The following is an 18,863-nucleotide window of genomic DNA, read 5'->3' on the forward strand; positions in this document are numbered from 1 at the left end:
CTAGTTTACGCCTCGTCGCGCGCGGGCTGGGCGGCGGGATCGCGGATGCAGCGTTCTGCCACAGACGGCAAGGCCGGGCATCAGGCCCTTAGCCCCTCTCCCGCTGACGGGAGAGGGGTTGGGGTGAGGGTGTTCACACCTTTAGCGCGCCGCGAGCCGGAGAAGGCATGCCCCGAACTAAGCCGAATACACCCGATACCTCAACGGCCGTACCCCGACCGCGCTTCCGATCGCCGGCACCACCGCATCCGGCGTCGCCACCAGGTCCAGCTCCAGCGATCGCGCCTGTCCGCCCAGTTGCAGCTCCAAGGTGATCCGGTCGGCCAGCCGATGCACGGCCAGCACGCGCGCGGCCAGGCCGTCGCCGGCTGCGCTCAAGGCCAGGTCGTGCGGCCGCAGGTACAGCCTGGCCGCGCCGTCGGCGACGCCCTCGGCCGGCAGCCGCAGCGCGTGGCCATCGATCGCGAACTGTCCGCGCTCGACGCGGCCGTCGATGCTGTTGGCGCGGCCGATGAAGTCGAACACATAGGCCGACGCCGGCTCGCGGTAGATCTGTTCCGGCGTGCCGACCTGTTCGATGCGGCCGTCGCGCAACACCACCACGCGGTCGGCCAGTTCCAGGGCTTCTTCCTGGTCGTGGGTGACGAACAGCGTGGTCTGTCCGGTCTGTTCGTGCAGACGCCGCAGCCAGCGCCGCAGCTCGACCCGGACCTTGGCGTCGAGCGCGCCGAAGGGCTCGTCCAGCAGCAGCACGGTCGGGTCGATCGCCAGCGCACGCGCCAGCGCGACGCGTTGCTTCTGGCCGCCGGACAATTGCTCGGGGTAGCGGCCGCCGAGTTCCGGCAGTTGGATCAGGGTCAGCAGCTCCTGCACCCGGCGCGCGATCGCGGCCTTGTCCGGGCGCCGGCTGCGCGGGCGGCTGCGCAGGCCGAAGGCGATGTTCTCGGCCACGGTCATGTGCTTGAACAATGCGTAGTGCTGGAACACGAAACCGACGTTGCGTTCGCGCAGGCTCAGGCGGGTGGCGTCGTCGTCGCCGAACAGCAGGCGGCCGCGATCGGGATGGAGCAGGCCGGCGATCACCCGCAGCAGCGTGGTCTTGCCCGAGCCCGACGGACCCAGCAGCGCGACCAGTTCGCCCGACGCGATATCCAGATCGACCGCGTCCAGCGCGGCGACGTTCGCGTACTGCTTGCTGATGCCCTGGATGTGCAGGTCCATGCCTTTGCCTTGAACCGTCCCGGCGCCATGATGGCCCAAGGCCGCGGCCGGCGGTAAGACATCGGCTGGCAGAGCCACGTCCGGGTCCGCCGAGCGCCATTGCGCGGGGTCGTTCGCCCTCGCCGGATTCGCAACGATGAGATTCATTTCAATGCCGCCTGTGTGATTGCGCCAGGGCGTCGCCGTGGCGCGCTTCCAGCCAGAACTTGATGACCAGCGTGACCAGGGCCAGGCCGGCGAGCAGCGACGCGGCCGCGAACGCCGCGGTGCTGTCGAATTCGTTGTAGAGGATCTCGATATGCAGCGGCAGGGTATTGGTCAGGCCGCGGATATGCCCGGACACCACCGATACCGCGCCGAACTCGCCCATCGCGCGCGCGCCGCACAGCAGCACGCCGTAGAGCAGGCCCCATTTGATGTTGGGCAGGGTGACGCGGCGGAACATGGTCCAGGCGCCGGCGCCCAGCGAGCGCGCGGCCAGTTCCTCGTCGGCGCCCTGTTGCTGCATCAGCGGAATCAGTTCGCGCACCACGAACGGGAAGGTGATGAACAAGGTCGCCAGAACGATGCCGGGGCGCGCGAACAGGATCTTGATGTCGTACTGCGCCAGCAGCCCGGCGAACCAGCCGTGCGAGCCGAACAGCAGCACCAGGCACAGGCCGGCGACCACCGGCGAAACCGCGAACGGCAGGTCGATCAGGGCCAGCAGCACGCGCTTGCCGGCGAATTCGAAGCGGGTGACCGCCCAGGCGGTGAACACGCCGAACACCGCGTTGAGCGGAATCACGATCGCCGCGGTGAACAGGGTCAGCTTGAGCGCGGACAGGGCGTCGGGCTCCCGGAGCGCGGCGAACCAGACCCCGACGCCCTTGGCGAAGGCCGCGCCCAGCACCATCAACAGCGGCATCACCACCAGCAGCGCCATCACCAGTACCGCCGACAGAATCAGGGTCCAGCGCAGCCATGCGGGTTCTTGCAGATCGTCGCGCTCGCGCGCAGCGGAGTGTTCACGGCTCACGGCGGCGCTCCCGGCGTTCGTGGGCGAACAGCGACGGAATCGCGTTGATCGCCAGCAGGCAGACGAAGGACGCCGCCAGCAGCAGCGCGGCGATCGCGATCGCGCCGTTGTAATCGTATTCTTCGAGGCGGATGGTGATCAGCAGCGGCGCGATCTCGGTCTTGTAGGGCAGGTTGCCGGCGATGAAGATCACCGAGCCGTACTCGCCCAGACCGCGCGCGAACGCCAGCGAGAAACCGGTCAGCAGCGCCGGCAACAGTTCCGGCAGGATCACCCGGCGCAAGGTGGTCAGGCGCGAAGCGCCGAGCGAGGCCGCGGCTTCTTCCTGTTCGCGGCCCAGCGCTTCCAGCACCGGTTGCACCGTGCGCACCGCGAACGGCAGGCCGATGAACACCAGCGCGATCACGATGCCGGCCGGTGCGTAGGCGATCTTGAAACCGGCCGGCTCCAGCCAGCGCCCGACCCAGCCGTTGGAGGAATAGATCGCGGTCAGGGCGATGCCGGCCACCGCGGTCGGCAGCGCGAACGGCAGATCGACCAGCGCATCGAGCAGGCGCCGGCCCGGAAAGCGATAACGCACCAGCACCCAGGCGATCAGCGCGCCGGCGAACAAGGCCAGCACCGAAGCCGCCAGGGCGGCGCCGAAGCTGAGCTTGAGCGAGGCCTGCACGCGCGGATCCTGGACCGCGCGCAACCAGCCGTCGGCGCCCAGGCCGGCGGCGCGGATGGTCAGCGCCGCCAGCGGCAGCAGCACCACCAGGCTCAGCCACGCCAGGCCCAGGCCGATGCTGAGGCCGAAGCCAGGCAGCGGCCGGCGCCAGCGCGATGCGGAGAGCGAAGGGAGGGCGATGGAGCTCATGGTCGGTCTTCTGGGTTCGCTTCCGGTATGCGGTTTGGGTTTTGCTTTTGCTCGTTTTGCTTTGCTCGCCATTCCCGCCAACGCGGGAATGACGACCACGCAGTGCCGAAGCCGCCCGGCACCGCGTTTCGCCCGATCGACCTCACTTCGGCTGATAGATCCGATCGAAGAAACCGCCATCGGCGAAGTGCTCGGCCTGCGCTTTCTTCCAGCCGCCGAACGCGTTGTCGATCGTGACCTGCTTGATCTCCGGGAACTGGCTCAACTCAGCCGCGGGCACCTTGTCCGGTTCGGCCGGACGGTAATGGTGCTTGGCGGCCAAACGCTGGCCCTGCGGCGTGTACAGGAAGCGCAGATAGGCTTCGGCCTGCTTGCGCGTGCCGTGCTTGGCCACGTTCTTGTCGACCCAGGCCACCGGCGGCTCGGCCTTGATGCTCAGGCTGGGCACGACGATCTCGTACTTGCCGCGGTTGCCGGGTTCGTCGAGGGTCAGCAAGGCTTCGTTTTCCCAAGCCAGCAGCACGTCGCCGATGCCGCGCTCGACGAAGGTGGTGGTCGAGCCGCGTGCGCCGGTGTCCAGCACCGGCACGTTCTTGAACAGACGGGTGAGGTAGTCGACGACCTTGCCGCCGTCGCGGTACTGCTGCGAGGCCCAGGCCCAGGCGGCGAGGTAGTTCCAGCGCGCGCCGCCGGAGGTCTTGGGATTGGGCGTGATCACCGCCACGCCCGGCTTGACCAGGTCGCCCCAGTCGCGCACGCCCTTGGGATTGCCCTTGCGCACCAGGAACACGATGGTCGAGGTGTAGGGCGCGCTTTGATGCGGCAGGCGCGACTGCCAGTTCGCCGGCAGCAGCTTGCCGTTGCTGGCGATGGCGTCGATGTCGGCGGCCAGCGCCAGGGTGACCACGTCGGCTTCCAGGCCGTCGATCACCGAGCGCGCCTGCTTGCCCGAACCGCCGTGCGAGGCGCGGATCTTCAGGGTCTCGCCGGTCTGCTGCTTCCATTGCGCGGCGAAGGCGGTGTTGACCTCGGCGTAGAACTCGCGGGTCGGGTCGTAGGAGACATTGAGCAATTCGACGTCTTTGGCCGCGGCCGGGCCGGCGACCAGCGCCAAGGCGACGACGAGCGAGGAAAGCATGATTTTCATGTGGGGTCTCTTTGCGTGGTGAAGCGTGCGCGGGTGAGGCGCGCGCCGGTGGTGAGCATGCTCAGAAAAAGAATTGCGCCCGCGTGAAGAAAACCTTTTCGTCTTCGCGATCGGCGCCGGCCGGCGCGCCGCCCTCGAAGTCGGTCTGGGTGTAGTTGGCGACCAGCTTGAAGTTGCCGGTCAGGTACCAATTCAAGCCCAGGCCCCAGCTGCTGGCCTCGGATGCGACCGCGGCCGGATCGGCGAAACGAGGGAAGGCGTCGTCGTCGATGCTGAGGCGGCCGTAGCGCGCGACCAGCTCCAGCGCGCCCCAGCCGGCGCCGCCGGGCGTGAACGGCTGGCTGGGTTTGACCACGCCCTTGTAGCTGGCGTCCTCGCCGGTGAGCACCCAGCCGGCGGTGAGCTGCCAGGCTTCGTGGTCGAGCGTGTCGCGCACGTTGCCGGCCGGCAGCAGCAACTGCTGGCGCGAACGGATGTATTCGCCGAGCAGGCCGAGCCGGTTGCGGTAGTAGTAGGCCTGCGGCGACCAGCGGGTGTGTTCGCCGTCGGCCAGCACCGCGCTGCGGTAGTTGAAGAACGGGACCTGGCCCGGCGTGCGGTAGCGCGGCAGGAAGTTGTTGCCGGCGCCGCGCTGGTCGCCCTGGCTGGCGCCGACGCCGAAGCCCAGGCCGGACAGGGCGCCGCCGCTGTTCTTCCACGGTTCCACGAACACGCGGCCGATCAGGTCGAACTCGTTGTCGGGATTGGTGCTGGCGCCGTCGCGGCCGTCGGGCGCGCCGTTGAAGGCGCCGAGCGCGTAGCTGATCGCGCCGTCGGCGAACTCGCCCTGCAGCTGCACGCCCAGGTCGCGCACCGGCGCCAGTTCGCTGGCGAAGCCGCCCTCGACCATGGCGCCGGCGCTGCTGGACTGCAGCCGCTCCAGACCCAGCGGCACTTTGTAGCGGCCCACGCGCACGGTCGCGCGCGGGCTGAAACGCACGTCGACGTAGGCGTCGTTGACGGTGGCGCTGTCCCCGGCCAGCTGCGCGCCAAGGCGGAACGCGAACAGCGGTCCCCAGCTGCCTTCGATGGTCGGCTCGACGCGGCGGAACAGGAAGCTGTCGTTCTGCGGGCTGCGCCGGTCGTCGATGAAGAAACGGCCGTCGGCCTGGACCAGGGCGCGGACCTTCACTTCCAGATCGCCCGGCGGCGGCGACTTCACCGACAGGCCCTTGGCGGCGCTGAGGGTGACGGTCGGCGTGGAGGCCACGCGCGCGGCCTCGGCCTCGGCCTGCAGTTCCAGGCGGCGTTCGATCACGCGCAGGCGCTGGTCCAGGTCGGCCGGATCGACCGCGGCGCTGGTGCCGGCGTCGGCGGTTGCGGTGCCCAGGCGTTGTTCGATCGCCTGCAGGCGGCGGGCCAGGTCTTCGACGTTGACTGCGGAGGATTGCGCTTGCGCCGGCAGCGCCAGCGCGCAGCCCAGTGCGCTCAGCAGCCAGGCGGGGGACGGTGTCGCGGTCGCAGGTCGCCGATGTCGATGGGGCATGGCGGATTCCTTGGGAAAGTGGGGTGAGAGTGCGTGGCGCGCGTGCGGCGAGGGCCTCAGTCCATCGAAGCCGGGTGCCGGCGACGACAGCGCAGCCGGCGCGCGCGCTGCGGACGCCCGCTCACCGCGGACGGCTCCGCACTTCTTCCACCCGCACGCGTTCGCTGCGGGTGATCTGCACGATCTGCGAGGCGTGCACCACCACTTCGACCTGGCCGTAGCCGATCTCGCGCAGCGCGGTCAGTACCGCGAACTCGCTGTCGCTGAGGTTGACGATGTTGACCGCGGGCTCCGCCTCGCTTGCGGGCGAGGCGGCCGGGTCGTGGCCGCGCGGTTTGCGTCGGGTTGCGTTCATGCCGCGTCTCCGCTCAGCAGCGGCGCGCCGTGGCCGCGCGCCAGCTCGCCCAGGCTGCAGCCGTCGAGCACCCGCGACAGCGCGTCGCGCGCCTCGCGCATCAGCGCGCGCAGCTCGCACTGCGCCGGGTCCGGGCAGTCGGCGCAGGCGCGGTAGGCGCTGACGCTGGCGCAACGCACCGGCGCCAGCGGGCCGTCGATGGCGCGGATCAGGTCGCCGACCCGGATCTGTTCGGCCGGCCGCGCCAGGGCATGCCCGCCCTTCTGGCCGCGCCGGCTGTGGATGAAACCGGCCTCGCGCAGGTCGACCAGGATCGATTCCAGGAATTTTTCCGGCGCGCGGCTATGTTCGGCGATCGCCCGGGCCTGCAGCCGGCCGTCGTCGGCGCGCGCCAGCGCGCACATGGCGCGCAGTGCGTACTTCGCCTTCATCGTCAGCATTTCCTATTCGCCATGTAGGGAATAGAGCCGCAAAGCCGGGCGCGAAGGAAAAGGCGATGCGTCATCTGCATATGCCTGGGCGGCATGTGGCCGGTACGATGAGGCGATGCGACCCCTGCGCACCCTCCCGCCCCTGGCCCGCGCTTGCCTGATCGCGCTGGCGGCGCTGGCCGCGCTGTGCTGGCTGGGGCCGTGGCTGAGCGCCTACGACCCGCACACGCCGGATTGGGAGGCGCTGTCGGTCGCCCCCGGCACGGCCGGGCACTGGTTCGGCACCGACGCGATCGGCCGCGACGTCTATGCGCGCACCCTGGCCGGCGGGCGCCTGTCGCTGACCATCGGCCTGCTCGCCAGCGTGGTCGCGCTGGCGATCGGGCTGGGCTACGGCGCGATCGCCGGGCTCGCCGGCGGCCGGGTCGAGCGCGCCCTGCTGCGGGTGCTGGACGTGTTCTCGGCGCTGCCGTTCCTGCTGGTGGTGATCCTGCTGCTGACCTTGTTCGAGCGTTCGCTGGGGCTGCTGCTGGCGGCGATCGGCGGCTATGTCTGGATCGACCTGGCGCGGGTGATGCGGGCCGAGGCCGCGCGCCTGCGCGAGGCGCCGTTCGTGCTCGCGGCCCAGGCCGCCGGCGCCGATTTCGGCCAACGCCTGCGCTGGCACGTGCTGCCCAACCTGCTGCCGCTGGCCTTCGTCTATCTGGGGCTGATCCTGCCGCAGGCGATCCTGGTGGAAAGTTTTCTCGGTTTCCTCGGCTTGTCGGTCGACGAACCCTCGGCGAGCTGGGGCACGCTGTTGTCCGAAGGCGTGCAGGAACTCGACAGCGCACCGTGGACGCTGCTGTTCCCGGCCGGTTTCCTGGTCGCGACCCTGGCGACGTTCCAGTTCCTCGGCGACGGCCTGCGCGACTGGCTGGACGTGCGCGGCGAAAGCGAGGCCGCTGCGGCATGAGCACGACCCTGGCGCTGCAGGCGCTGACCGTCGATACCGGTGCGCGCCGGTTGCTCGGGCCCTTGGATCTGGAACTGCGCGCCGGCGAATGCCTGGGCGTGGTCGGCGAAAGCGGCAGCGGCAAAAGCCTGAGCGCATTGTCGTTGCTGGGCCTGCTGCCTCCGGGCCTGCGCGCCGAGGGCCGGCTGAGCGCGGACGGCGCGAGCATCGCCCTCGGGTCGCGCGCGCATGCGGCGCTGCGCGGCCGCGTGCTGGGCTGGGTGCCGCAGGACCCGCTTGCGGCGTTGCATCCCTTGCGCAGCGTCGGCGCGCAACTGGTCGAGACCGTGCGCGCGCTGCGGGCGTTGCCGCGCGCGGCGGCGCAGACCGAAGCGGCCGCCTTGCTGGCGCGCGTGCAACTGCCCGATCCGGTCGCGGCCCTGGCGCGTTATCCGCATCAGTTCTCCGGCGGACAGCGCCAGCGCATCGCCATCGCCTTGGCGCTGGCGACGCAGCCGCGCGTGCTGATCGCCGACGAGCCGACGTCCGCGTTGGACGCGCGCATCGCCCGCGAGATCCTCGACCTGCTCGACGACCTGCGCCGCCAGGACGGCCTGGCGCTGCTGCTGATCAGCCACGACCTGCCGCTGGTCGGCGCCTACGCGCAGCGGCTGGTGGTGCTGCAGCGCGGTCAGGCGGTCGAGCGCGGCGACACCCGCACGGTGTTCGCGGCGCCGCAGCACGCCTACACGCGCGAGTTGCTGGCCGCCGATACGATCGCGCCGGCCGCGCCGTCGACGATGGACGCGCCGGTGCTGCTGCGCGGCGAAGGCCTGCGCATGCGCTACCCGCGTGCGCCGCGTGCGGCGCTGGACGATGTCTCCCTGGAGCTGCGTCGCGGCGAAGGCCTGGCACTGGTCGGCGAGAGCGGCAGCGGCAAGAGCACGCTGGGCCGCGTTTTGTTGCGCTTGCTGCGCGGCGCGCAGGGCCGGGTGCTGTTGGACGGCATCGACCTGAGTGCGGCGGCGCCGCGTGCGTTGCGCGACTTGCGTGCGCGCACCGGTGTGGTATTCCAGGACCCGTATGCCTCGCTGGACCCGCGCATGCGCGTGGCCGAGCTGGTCGCCGAACCCTTGCGCATCCATGGCCGTGGCGACGCCGCCGCGCGTCGCGCGCGCGCCGGCGAGTTGTTGCAGGCGGTCGGATTGGAAGCGGCGATGCTGGACCGCTATCCGCACCAGTTCTCCGGAGGGCAACGCCAGCGCATCGCGATCGCGCGCGCGCTGGCGACCGATCCCGAGTTGCTGGTCTGCGACGAAGCGGTGTCGGCGTTGGACGCGCACCACCGCGGCGCGATCCTGGCCTTGCTGGCGACGCTCAAGCGCGAGCGCGGCCTGGCCTTGCTGTTCGTGACCCACGACCTCGCCGCGGCGGCCGCGGTGGCGGAGCGGATCGCGGTGCTGGAAGCCGGGCGTATCGTCGAGACCGGAGCGACCGCGCAGGTGCTGCGCGCGCCGCAGCATGCGCATACGCGGGCGCTGCTCGCGGCGCGACCGAAGGCGGCAGTGGGGTAGGAGCGGCGTAAGCCGCGACCGCACTCCTTCGGCCACGACGCGGGTCGCGGCTTACGCCGCTCCTACCCCAACGGATTCGCGGGCGGTCGTGCATCCGTTCCGCGGGCGGTCGTGCATCCGTATGCGATGTGCGAGCGATACGGGTCGCGACTCGCAGCGACGAGGCTGCTATGCCTGGGGTTCGATCGCGGCTTACGCCGCTCCCACAAAAGAGGTTTGCGTCGCACAGGGCGGCTGCGAAAGCCGCCCTGTGGATCACGCCGCGCCGGGCGCGCTCAGATGATGCCGCCGCCCATCGACAAGCGGACGATGCCGACCACGATCACGATGGCGTTGAGCACCAGGCCGGCCTTGGCGCGGCCGCGCTTGGTTTCGCGGGTGAACAGGATGCCGACCGCGGCGATGATGGCGCCTACTGCCGCGAACGGAATCAGCAGCCAGTTGCCCCAGCCCAACAGCGGAATCAGGGCGATCACCATCCAGATCATGGCGAGGATGCCCCAAATCAGGCTGATCAGTCCCATCGTGCGGTCTCCCGTTCGGGCGCGGATGCGCTCAAGCCCATGATGCTGCCGGATCGCGGCGATTCAAGGGCCGACGGTCGCGTTCAGGGGGTGTCTTTCGGCACCCCTGGGGAGGCGGAGCGCGGCGCTGGCAGGGATGAGCGCAGCGGCGGGCGCGTTTTCCTGGCTTCACTAAGGAAGGGCAGGTTCGCCATGCGCGTGCAGGGGCGTGGTGGTGCGGTTCGCCTTTGGCTCACCGCACCCTACGTGCTTCGCGCTCTTCGCGTCGGAGCGGGAGGCTTGCGCCGGTGCGGTTCGCCTTGGGCGCACCGCACCCTGCGTCAGAGGTCGTGGACGCCGTCGATTTCCACGCGCAGTTCGCGCCGGCAGACCGCGGCCTGCAGCACGATGCGCTCGATGCCGGGCAGGCGTGCGTCCAGCGCGGCCATCACTGCCGGCACTTCCTCGCGGTCGCGCACGTAGACCTTCAGGCGCGCGCCGGCGCCGAAGCGCGCCGGCAGCGACGGCCGTTGCACGCGCGCGGCGGCGATCAGGCTGTCGAAGTTGGCCAGGGTTTCGTCGAGCTGGGTGTCGACCGAATCTATGTGGCGCGACTCGTGGCCGACGATCGCCGCGGTGCCCGACAGCAGCAGCGGTATCGCGCTACCGGCCGGCGGCAGCATCGCGCGGGCGAAGCTGGGCGGCTGCGGGCCGTACTGGCGCGGGTAGCGGTAGGCGCTGACCTGGCGCGGGTTCTCCAGCGGCGTGCCGGGCGTGCGCGAGGCCAGCCAGTACACCTGCAGGCGACGGGTTTGGCTGCCGTCGGCGACCTTGCCGATCGCGGTCGCGGCCGGCAGCTGGGCCGGATCGAAGTCGCCCAGGCCGGCGGCGCGGCCGACGCAGAACACGCGGTAGCGCTCGGCGTCGCCCTGGCCGACGGTGATGCCGTCGAGGTAATTCCAGATCCGCAGCAGGTGCCGGTAGCCGCGCTCGCGGGTGAATTCGGTCATGCGCGCGTAGATCGCCTCGGCGGCCGCGCCGAGGCCGTCGTTGACGTTCAGGCCCGGCGGTTCGTCGAGTTCGATCGCGCCGAACTGCAGCGCGCCATCCTCGGCCCAGACCAGGTCGCCGTCGCGGCCGCAGGCCACCGGCGCCGATCCGCGCCAGACTTCCAGGCGGGGCTCGCCGTAGGGCTCCAGGGCCACACGCACGTAACGCGGGTCGTCGTGATGCGGGGCGTCGGCGCCGAAGCCGAACACCGCCAGCACGTCGTCGTCGGCCAGCACGGTCGCCGGCGCGGCGTCGGTGTAATCGACGCTGTAGCGCGGCATCGGCGCCACCACGGTCGCGGCCGCGCTCACGGATTGCCCTGCTGCAGCGTGTCGCCGCGGAAGTCGACGTCGACCTGGCGTTTGCGCCGCAACCAGCCGCGCAGCGCCTGCGGCGCCATGCGGATCGCGGTCAGGGAATAGATCAGGCGGAACATGCGCAGGCGGCGCAGCACCGCCTGGTTGTCGAACACGTCGCCGGCCAGCATCGAGATGACCGCCTGCTCGATCTGCCAGTAATTGCGCGGCTCGTTGAACAGCGCGCGCATCACCGGCGTGGTGAAGCGGTAGATGAACCACTGGAAGTGCTTGAGGCCGCGCTTGAGGCGCTTGACCATCGCGCGTTGCAGCGCGGCTTCGCTGGCCGGATCGCGCAGCGCGCCGTCGACCACGTCGGCTGCCTGCTCGCCGCTGTTCATGCCCAGGTACACGCCGGAGGAGAACACCGGGTCGACGAAGGCGTAGGCGTCGCCGACCATGACCCAGCCCGGGCCGGTCATCTGGGTGCAGGTGTAGGAGTAGTTGCCGGTCACGTGGACCGCGCCGACCCGCTGCGCGCCCTGCATGCGCGCCCACACCTGCGGCTCGGATTCCAGGGTTTTCATCAGGAACGCCTCGGTCTCGCCGCGGCGCTGCTTGAGGTATTCGGGGAAGCACACCGCGCCGACGCTCATTACGTCCTGCTGCAGCGGGATCAGCCACATCCAGCCGTGCGGGAAGCGCTGCACGGTGATGTTGCCGGCATCTTCGCCGTCGCGGCGCTCGACCCCGGTGAAGTGGCTGAAGATCGCCGCCGACTGGTGCAGCGGATTCTTCTTCTTGAGCTTGAGCTGGCTGCCGAAGAACGCGTCGCGGCCGCTGCCGTCGACGACGTAGCGCGGACGCACGCTCAGGGCGGAGCCGTCGGCGGCGCGCGCATGGACCACGGACGGACGGCCGTCGGCGCCGAACTCGACCTTTTCGACCTTGACCTGTTCGCGCGCGTCCACGCCGTTGGCCTGGGCGTTGCGGAACAGCAGTTGGTCGAACTCTTCGCGCTTGACCTGGTAGGCGTAGCCGAACTTCGGGTTCAGCGCGCGCTCGAAGCGGAAGGTGTTGTAGTTGCGCTCGTCGATCGGGAACTCGGCGCCGGGCTTGTGGGTGCCGATCGCCTTGACCTGCTCGAGCACGCCGAGGCGCTCGAGGATGGGCAGGTTCATCGGCAGCAGCGACTCGCCGATGTGGAAGCGCGGGTGCGCGTCCTTCTCCAGCAGCAGCACCTTCCAGCCCTTGCGGGCGAGCAGGGTCGCGGCGGTGGTGCCGGCGGGGCCGCCGCCGATGACCAGCACGTCGGGGCTGAGGGCCTCGGGCCTGGGGTCCTCAGGCTTGGGGTCCGCCGGGCCGGCGGCGTCGTTCAGGTTGTGGTCCGGGCGGGCGCCGGCGGGGCCGGGCGCAGGAATACTTGAGCTCATCCGCAGATGATAGCCCGCCGTTCGTGATCGCTGTCCCGGTCCCCTCCGGCCGGACCGGCGGTTGCGCGCGGCCGCCCGATGCCGGATCGTGGCGCACCTTGCCGCCCGTAGTTGGATCGTCCGATGTCCGAACAAAGCCCCGCCGAACGCGAACTTGCGCAGCTCCTGGTCGAAAGCCTGAACCTGGAAGACGTCGATCCGGCGCAGATCGACCCCGAGGCGGCGTTGTTCGGCGACGGCCTGGGCCTGGACTCGATCGACGCCCTGGAGCTGGCGCTGGCGGTGTCCAAGCAGTACGGCTTCCAGCTGCGCTCGGACAGCGACGAAAACCGCCGCATCTTCGGCTCGCTGCGCGCCCTGTCGGCGCACATCGAGCAGAGCCGGGCGGCCTGAGCGCCGCCGCGCCCGGCCCGTCGCCCGCCGCGGACGCCGAACCCCAGGCCATGACCGGCGCCGTGCTGCGGCTGCTGCTGGCGATCGCCTATCCGGCGCTCGCGCACTGGGCCAGCCACGACGGCGGCGGCTGGCCGGCGGTGATCGCCCTGGTCGACCTGACCCTGATCGTGCAGATCGAGGCCTTGCTGCGGTTGCGCATCGGCGCCTGGCTGCTGTTCGCGGCCATCGTCGCGGCGCTGGCCGCGCTGGCCGGCACGATCTGGCCGCAACTGCTGCTGCTGGCGCCGCCGATGCTGTTCACCGGCGTCCTGGCGTGGTGGTTCGGGCGCAGCCTGCGCGCGCCGCGCGAGGGCCTGATCACCCGTATCGTCGCCGCCCTGGACGGCTGCGCGCCGCAACAGCTGCCGGCCGACGTCTACCGCTACTCGCGCAAGCTGACCGCGATCTGGGCCTGGCTGCTGGGCGGCCTGTCGCTGGCCAATACCGTGCTGGCGCTGATCGCGGTGCCCGGCGGGGTGCTGGCGCGGCTGGGGCATGCGCCGCCGCTCGCGATTGGCCAGGACCAATGGTCGCTGTTCGCCAACTTGCTGAACTACGGCATCGTCGGCGGCTTCTTCATCGGCGAGTACCTGTTCCGCAAGCGCCTGTTCCAGAACCGCCCCTACCGCAACTTCTGGGATTTCCTGCGGCGCATGGCCGCGCTGGGGCCTTCGTTCTGGCGCAGCCTGTTCGATTGACGCCAGGATCGGCATGGCGCCGCGGCCGGGTGGCTTATCCTGTCGTTCGACCGATCCGCCCGCCGAACATCGCCCGCATGCAATTCGTCATCGCCGCCGATCATCCCAGCCTGCCTGGGCATTTCCCCGGCCAGCCGGTGGTGCCGGGCGTGGTCGTGCTGGAGCGTGTGCTGGAGGCGATCGAATCCGGCCACGGGCCCCTGGCCGCGCTGCGTCTGCCGCAGGTGAAGTTCGCCCAGCCGCTGCTGCCGGGCGAAACCGCGCGCATCGAACTCGACGGCGCCGCGCCGCGCTGGCGCTTCCGGGTGCTGCGCGGCGAAACCCTGCTGGCCAGCGGCGAAGTCGTGGCCGCGCCGTGAACGCCGGGCACTGGAAGCAACGCCCCGAGGGCGGCAGCCCGTTCGCGCTGTGGCTGATCGGCTGGATCGGCCGGCGCGGCGGACGCGGTCTGGCGCGGCTGTGCCTGTACCCGATCACCGCGTACTTCGTGGCCGTGCGCGGTCCCGAGCGACGCGCTTCGCGCGACTACCTCACGCGCGTGCTGGGCCGGGCGCCGAGCCTGTTCGAAATCGCCCGCCACATCCACACCTTCTCCGCGACCATCCTCGACCGCTTGTTCATGCTGGTCGGGCGGATGCAGTACTTCGACGTGCGCGTGAGCGGCCTGGACGCGATCCACGCCCAGCACGGACGCGGCGGCGCGCTGATCTTCGGTTCCCACCTGGGCAGCTTCGAGGCTTTGCGCGTGCTCGCGCGCAGCGCGCCGGAGGTGCAGGTGCGGGTGGTGTTCGACCGATCGCACAACCCGGCCATGACCCGGCTGCTGGATTCGCTGGACCCGCGCATCGCCGCCGGGGTGATCGACGCCGGCCAGGACGGTCCCTCGATCGTGCTGGCGGTGAAGCAGGCGCTGGACGAGGGCGCGCTGGTCGCGCTGCTGGTCGACCGCGCCCGCCCCGGCGAGCCCTGGCTGCGCACGCCGTTCCTGGGCACGCCGGCGCCGTTCCCGGTCGCGCCCTGGCTGGTCGCGGCAACCCTGAAGGCGCCGGTGTTGCTGGCCTTCGGCCTGTACCGCGGCGGCGCCCGCTACGATCTGGTGTTCGAGCCGTTCAGCGACGGATCGGCGATCGCGCGCCAGGATCGGTCGCGTGCGCTGCCGGCGATGATCGAACGCTACGCCGCGCGCCTGCAGCACCACGCCTGCGACGCGCCCTACAACTGGTTCAACTTCTACGACTTCTGGCATGCCGATGACGCGGTTCAAGACAGCACAGCTCACGACGGCGCCGACCCGGGCGCGCACGACGATCCGGCCGCGGCGCTGGGCCTGGGCGCTGGCGCTGGCCTGCGCCGCCGGCTCGCTGTACGCCGCTCCCCCTGAGCCGGCCGCGGCGCCGACCCCCGACGCGGGCGCAGCGGTGGACCCGGACTGGATCCTGTCGCGGCTGGCGCAGCCGGCGGCGATGCGGACCTCGTTCGTCGAGATCCGCGGTTCGGCGCTGCTCAAGGCGCCGCTGCGGCTCAGCGGCGAGTACCAGCGGATGGAAGACGACACCCTGATCCGCGACGTGCGCGCGCCGTATGCGGAAACCACCACCATCCGCGCCGGCGAAGTGAAGATCCAGCGCGCCGGCAAGGCCGCGCGCACCTTTTCGCTGTCGCGCGCGCCGGAACTGGCCGGCTTGCAGGCCAGCTTCGGCGCCCTGCTGGCCGGCGACCGCAAGCGCCTGGAACAGCACTACCGCGTCGCCGCCGAAGGCACGCACCAGCAATGGACCATGGTCCTGACGCCGCGCAGCAGCGCGGTCGCGGCCAAGCTGCAGGGCATCACCCTGCGCGGGCGCGGCGCCGAACTGCGCTGCATCGAAGCGCGCCCGGCGCGTTCGGACGCCAGCGGCGGGATCGAGCTGCAACGCACCCTGCTGGCCGGCGCCGCGCGCGAGGCCGCCGGCATCGTCGACGCCAGCCAGCTCGCCGCGCTGTGCCGCGGCCACGGCGCCGCGCAGCGATGACGCCAGCGCGTCGTCTTGCCCTCGCGCTGCTGTGGCTGGCCGCGCTCGCGCTCGCGGGCTGGGCGATCAGCCAGCGCCTGCAACTCAGCGGCGACCTGCGCCGCTTCATGCCCAGCGCGCAGACCCCGGCGCAGAAGCTGCTGATCGACGAACTCGGCGAAGGCCCGGGCTCGCGCCTGCTGCTGGTGGCCTTGTCCGGCGATACGCCGCAGGCGCTGGCCGCGCAGTCCGAGGCGATGCGCAATGGGCTGGCGACGAAGCCGGAATTCAAGTTGGTCGCCAACGGCGCCGACGTCGGTCTGGATGCGATCCCCGAACGCCTGCGTCCCTACCGTTATCTGTTGTCGCCGACGCTGGATACGAACCTCTTCGACGCGGCCTACCTCGGCGACGAACTGCAGGCGCGGGTGCAGGACCTGGGCTCGCCGGCTTCGGCGATGCTGGAACCGCTGCTGCCGAACGATCCGACCCTGGAAACCCTGAAGCTGGCCGAGGCCTGGCAGCCGGCGAACGCGCCGCAGCGTTTGCATGGCGTCTGGTTCGACCGCGCCGGTCGCGAAGCGCTGCTGGCGCTGGAAACCCGCGCCGCCGGCTTCGATCCCACCGGCCAGCAGGCCGCGATCGACGCGATCCGCGCCGCGTTCGCGCAGGCGCGCGGCGCGTCGAAGTCGCAACTCACCCTGAGCGGTCCGGGCGCATTCTCGGTCGAGATCGGCGGCCGCACCGCGCGCGAGGCCAGTCTGATCGGCACCATCGACAGCCTGGTGTTCGTGCTGCTGCTGTGGCTGGCCTACCGCAGCTGGAAGGCGCCGCTGCTCGGCGGCCTGCCGCTGGCCAGCGCCGGCCTGGCCGGGCTGGGCGCGGTCGCGCTGCTGTTCGACGGCGTGCACGGCATCACCGTCGCGTTCGGCTTCACCCTGATCGGCGTCGCCCAGGACTACCCGATCCACCTCTTCAGTCACCAGCGTCCCGGCCTGTCGCCGTGGGCCAGCGCGCGCGCGCTGTGGCCGACCCTGGGCACCGGCGTGGCCTCGACCTGCATCGCCTACCTGACTTTCATGGTCTCCGGCGTCGATGGGTTGAAGCAGCTGGCGGTGTTCACCATCGTCGGCCTGGGCACGGCCGCGCTGACGACGCGCTTCGTGCTGCCTGCGCTGATCGATCCTTCGCCGCGCGACGCCGCCGGTTCGGCCTGGCTGGCGCGCGCCTGGGCCGCTCTGGCGCGGCTGCCGCGGCTGCGCGGCATCGGCATCGCGCTGCTGGCCGCGCTGGCGCTGGCCTTGGCCTGGCTGGCGCCGGGCCCGTTCTGGCAGAACGATCTGGCCAAGCTCACTCCGGTGCCGGCCGACGCGCTCGCGCGCGACGCGCAACTGCGCGGCGAACTCGGCGCGCCCGACGTGCGCTACGTGATCGCGCTGGAAGCCGGCGACGCCGAAGCCGCGTTGCGCGGTTCCGAAGGCCTGCTGCCGGCCCTGGACCGGCTGCGCGCGCAGGGCGCGATCGCCGGCTACGACCTGGCCGCGCGCTACCTGCCCAGCGCCGCGACCCAGCGCGCGCGCCAGATCAAGTTGCCGGGCGCGGCCACCCTGGACGCGGCGCTGGCCAGCGCGGTCGCCGACAGCCCGTTCCGCGCCGATGCCTTCGCCGGCTTCGCCGCCGATGTCGCCGCCGCGCGCAGCGCGCCGCCGCTGACCGCGGCCGATCTCGACGGCACCCCGCTCGCGGCCAGCGTCGCCGGTCTGCTGCTGCAGCGGCCCGGCCACGCCACCGCGCTGGTGTCGTTGAGCGGCTTGAACGATCCGGCCGCGGTCGCGCGCATCGCCACCGCGCACGGCGCGCAGCTGCTGGACTTGAAGCAAGCCTCCGAATCGCTGGTCGCCGCCTACCGCGGCCGCGTGCTGTGGGCGCTGGCGCTGGCGGCGGTGCTGCTGGCGGCGACGGTGTGGATCGCGCTGCGCTCGCCGCGGCGGGTGCTGCGGGTGCTGGCGCCGATGGCGCTGACCACGCTGCTGATCCTGGCGGTGCTGCGCGGCCTGGGCATCGAGCTCAACCTGTTCCACCTGGTCGCGCTGATCCTGGCCGCGGGCCTGGGCCTGGACTATGCGCTGTTCTTCGACCACGCCGGCGACGACTACGCCGAACAACTGCGCACCCTGCACGCGGTGATCGTCTGCAGCCTGACCACCTTGCTGGTGTTCGCCTTGCTGGCGCTGTCGTCGATCCCGGTGCTGCGCGCGATCGGCGCCACGGTCGCGCTGGGCGTGGCCTTCAACTTCGTGCTCGCGCTGCTGATCGTGCGCGAGCCAGCGACCATGCAGGGCGATGCTGATGCGCACGCGTGAGGCGATCGCCGCGCTGATCCCGCACCAGGGCGCGATGTGCCTGTGGGAAGAAGTGCTGGACTGGGACGCCGACAGCATCCGTCTGCGCAGCCACGGCCACCGCGATCCGGCGCACCCGCTGCGCAGCGGCGGCCGCCTGCGCGCGGTGCATCTGTGCGAGTACGGCGCCCAGGCGATGGCGGTGCACGGCGGCCTGCTCGCGCGCGACGCCGGCACGACCGCGCGACCCGGTCTGCTGGTCGCCCTGCGCGGCGTCGAACTGCAGCGCGCGCGCATCGACGACCTGCCCGGCGCGATCGAAGCGCAGGCGCGCAAGCTGATCGACGGCGGCGGCAGCTGGCAGTACGAGTTCGCCCTGCACCACGACGGCGTCCTGCTCGCCTCGGGCCGGGCAGCGGTGATGCTGCGTCCGGACTGAGCGTTCACGGCGCCGGCGGCGGCGCGTTCCAGGTAGGTATCGCGCGCGTTCGCGCACTGCCGGAGAGCCGCCATGGCCATCGAATTCGAGCTGCTGAGCGTGGAGCCGTACCAGGCCGCGGGCCAGTTCGGTCACACCTTCACCCTGCGCATCGCCCTGGAAGAGCGCGACAACGCGCGCCTGAACTGGATCGAGCGCAGCGACCGTCCCTATGTGGCCGGCATGGAGCCCGACACCTGGACCGACCTGTACCAGCTGGTGCATGGCCAGTCGACGGTGTTCAACGGCTGGAACGAGTCCCAGGACGACAGCGGCGCGGCCACGGTGAGCTTCGTGGATCCGCCGTCGATGCGGATGGAGCCGTACGCGAGGCGCACGCTGCAGTTCTGGATCGTGGTCCTGGACGGCAACGGCGACGACTGGGCGGTATGGCAGGGCACCCAGGAACTGGCCTGCACCGACACCGGCGCGATCAGCACCCAGACCCTGGTCCAGACCGGCAACAGCAGCGGCGACGACGGCGATCCGCCGTATCCGGAAGGGTTCGCACCGTACTGAAGCGCGCCGTATTGAAGCCTGCCGCTTCCTCCGTGGCCGCGCTGCGCGGACAAT

General features: G+C 71.2%; 20 protein-coding genes. 10 read left to right on the top strand and 10 right to left on the bottom strand.

Annotated elements, in window-relative coordinates; genetic code table 11:
- Positions 1 to 177 precede the first annotated feature (177 nt).
- The 7 genes from ASE10_RS08920 to ASE10_RS08950 all read right to left on the bottom strand — a co-directional run bounded on the left by ASE10_RS08920 (position 178) and on the right by ASE10_RS08950 (position 6,556).
- A complete protein-coding gene (locus ASE10_RS08920) occupies positions 178 to 1,221 on the bottom strand; it encodes a sulfate/molybdate ABC transporter ATP-binding protein (RefSeq protein WP_055907590.1) in 1,044 nt (347 codons plus the stop codon).
- Positions 1,222 to 1,369: 148 nt separating this feature from the next.
- Complete coding sequence (cysW, locus tag ASE10_RS08925) at positions 1,370 to 2,239, bottom strand: sulfate ABC transporter permease subunit CysW (protein ID WP_055907592.1); 870 nt, start codon at positions 2,237 to 2,239, stop codon at positions 1,370 to 1,372.
- Positions 2,229 to 3,098 carry a sulfate ABC transporter permease subunit CysT gene (gene cysT, locus ASE10_RS08930; RefSeq protein ID WP_055907595.1) on the bottom strand — a complete coding sequence of 290 codons (870 nt, stop codon included), beginning with the start codon at positions 3,096 to 3,098 and terminating at the stop codon, positions 2,229 to 2,231. Before cysT ends, cysW begins: the two co-directional genes overlap by 11 nt.
- 142 nt (positions 3,099 to 3,240) lie before the next feature.
- Complete coding sequence (locus tag ASE10_RS08935) at positions 3,241 to 4,245, bottom strand: sulfate ABC transporter substrate-binding protein (RefSeq protein WP_055907597.1); 1,005 nt, start codon at positions 4,243 to 4,245, stop codon at positions 3,241 to 3,243.
- Between the two features lie 61 nt (positions 4,246 to 4,306).
- A complete protein-coding gene (locus ASE10_RS08940) occupies positions 4,307 to 5,770 on the bottom strand; it encodes a porin (protein WP_056304712.1) in 1,464 nt (487 codons plus the stop codon).
- Positions 5,771 to 5,891: 121 nt separating this feature from the next.
- Complete coding sequence (locus tag ASE10_RS08945; RefSeq protein ID WP_055907605.1) at positions 5,892 to 6,125, bottom strand: YezD family protein; 234 nt, start codon at positions 6,123 to 6,125, stop codon at positions 5,892 to 5,894.
- Positions 6,122 to 6,556: an Rrf2 family transcriptional regulator gene (locus ASE10_RS08950; RefSeq protein ID WP_200949781.1), complete on the bottom strand. Its 435-nt coding sequence runs from the start codon at positions 6,554 to 6,556 to the stop codon at positions 6,122 to 6,124. Before ASE10_RS08950 ends, ASE10_RS08945 begins: the two co-directional genes overlap by 4 nt.
- Before the next feature lie 115 nt (positions 6,557 to 6,671).
- On the opposite strand from ASE10_RS08950, the gene ASE10_RS08955 reads away from it, so the two are divergent.
- Together ASE10_RS08955 and ASE10_RS08960 are read left to right on the top strand one after the other, a co-directional pair.
- On the top strand, positions 6,672 to 7,511 hold the full coding sequence (locus ASE10_RS08955; protein ID WP_055907611.1) for an ABC transporter permease: 840 nt from the start codon (positions 6,672 to 6,674) through the stop codon (positions 7,509 to 7,511).
- Entirely contained in the window at positions 7,508 to 9,064 is a 1,557-nt protein-coding gene (locus tag ASE10_RS08960; protein ID WP_055907614.1) for an ABC transporter ATP-binding protein, read from the top strand. The genes ASE10_RS08955 and ASE10_RS08960 overlap by 4 nt, the downstream gene beginning before the upstream one ends.
- A gap of 275 nt (positions 9,065 to 9,339) precedes the next feature.
- Here ASE10_RS08960 and ASE10_RS08965 read toward each other — a convergent pair whose 3' ends face one another.
- The 3 genes from ASE10_RS08965 to ASE10_RS08975 form a co-directional block, all read right to left on the bottom strand.
- Positions 9,340 to 9,588 (bottom strand): hypothetical protein, encoded by a 249-nt coding sequence (locus ASE10_RS08965; protein ID WP_055907617.1) that lies wholly within the window; start codon positions 9,586 to 9,588, stop codon positions 9,340 to 9,342.
- A gap of 320 nt (positions 9,589 to 9,908) precedes the next feature.
- The gene (locus tag ASE10_RS08970) at positions 9,909 to 10,898 is read right to left on the bottom strand and encodes a hypothetical protein (protein WP_055908485.1); all 990 of its coding nucleotides are present in this window, start codon (positions 10,896 to 10,898) and stop codon (positions 9,909 to 9,911) included.
- A gap of 26 nt (positions 10,899 to 10,924) precedes the next feature.
- Positions 10,925 to 12,346, bottom strand: coding sequence for an NAD(P)/FAD-dependent oxidoreductase (locus tag ASE10_RS08975; protein WP_082559856.1), 1,422 nt, complete (start codon positions 12,344 to 12,346; stop codon positions 10,925 to 10,927).
- Positions 12,347 to 12,469: 123 nt separating this feature from the next.
- Here ASE10_RS08975 and ASE10_RS08980 point away from each other — a divergent pair, with 123 nt between their 5' ends.
- The 8 genes from ASE10_RS08980 (at position 12,470) to ASE10_RS09015 (ending at position 18,809) form a co-directional block, all read left to right on the top strand.
- Positions 12,470 to 12,739, top strand: coding sequence for a phosphopantetheine-binding protein (locus ASE10_RS08980; RefSeq protein ID WP_055907620.1), 270 nt, complete (start codon positions 12,470 to 12,472; stop codon positions 12,737 to 12,739).
- Positions 12,740 to 12,789: 50 nt separating this feature from the next.
- Complete coding sequence (locus tag ASE10_RS08985; RefSeq protein ID WP_055907623.1) at positions 12,790 to 13,479, top strand: hypothetical protein; 690 nt, start codon at positions 12,790 to 12,792, stop codon at positions 13,477 to 13,479.
- A 77-nt stretch (positions 13,480 to 13,556) separates the two neighbouring features.
- Complete coding sequence (locus tag ASE10_RS08990; protein WP_055907626.1) at positions 13,557 to 13,838, top strand: dehydratase; 282 nt, start codon at positions 13,557 to 13,559, stop codon at positions 13,836 to 13,838.
- Positions 13,835 to 14,860, top strand: a complete 1,026-nt coding sequence (locus tag ASE10_RS08995; RefSeq protein ID WP_055907629.1) for an acyltransferase — start codon at positions 13,835 to 13,837, stop codon at positions 14,858 to 14,860. The genes ASE10_RS08990 and ASE10_RS08995 overlap by 4 nt, the downstream gene beginning before the upstream one ends.
- A 37-nt stretch (positions 14,861 to 14,897) precedes the next feature.
- On the top strand, positions 14,898 to 15,491 hold the full coding sequence (locus ASE10_RS09000) for a LolA-related protein (protein WP_235565881.1): 594 nt from the start codon (positions 14,898 to 14,900) through the stop codon (positions 15,489 to 15,491).
- Entirely contained in the window at positions 15,488 to 17,833 is a 2,346-nt protein-coding gene (locus ASE10_RS09005; protein WP_055908492.1) for an MMPL family transporter, read from the top strand. Before ASE10_RS09000 ends, ASE10_RS09005 begins: the two co-directional genes overlap by 4 nt.
- Entirely contained in the window at positions 17,820 to 18,251 is a 432-nt protein-coding gene (locus ASE10_RS09010; protein WP_055907632.1) for a hypothetical protein, read from the top strand. The genes ASE10_RS09005 and ASE10_RS09010 overlap by 14 nt, the downstream gene beginning before the upstream one ends.
- 72 nt (positions 18,252 to 18,323) lie before the next feature.
- Positions 18,324 to 18,809: a hypothetical protein gene (locus ASE10_RS09015; RefSeq protein ID WP_055907634.1), complete on the top strand. Its 486-nt coding sequence runs from the start codon at positions 18,324 to 18,326 to the stop codon at positions 18,807 to 18,809.
- Positions 18,810 to 18,863: the final 54 nt, after the last annotated feature.

Source organism: Lysobacter sp. Root76 (assembly GCF_001428685.1).
In the GTDB taxonomy this organism is placed as follows: domain Bacteria; phylum Pseudomonadota; class Gammaproteobacteria; order Xanthomonadales; family Xanthomonadaceae; genus Lysobacter.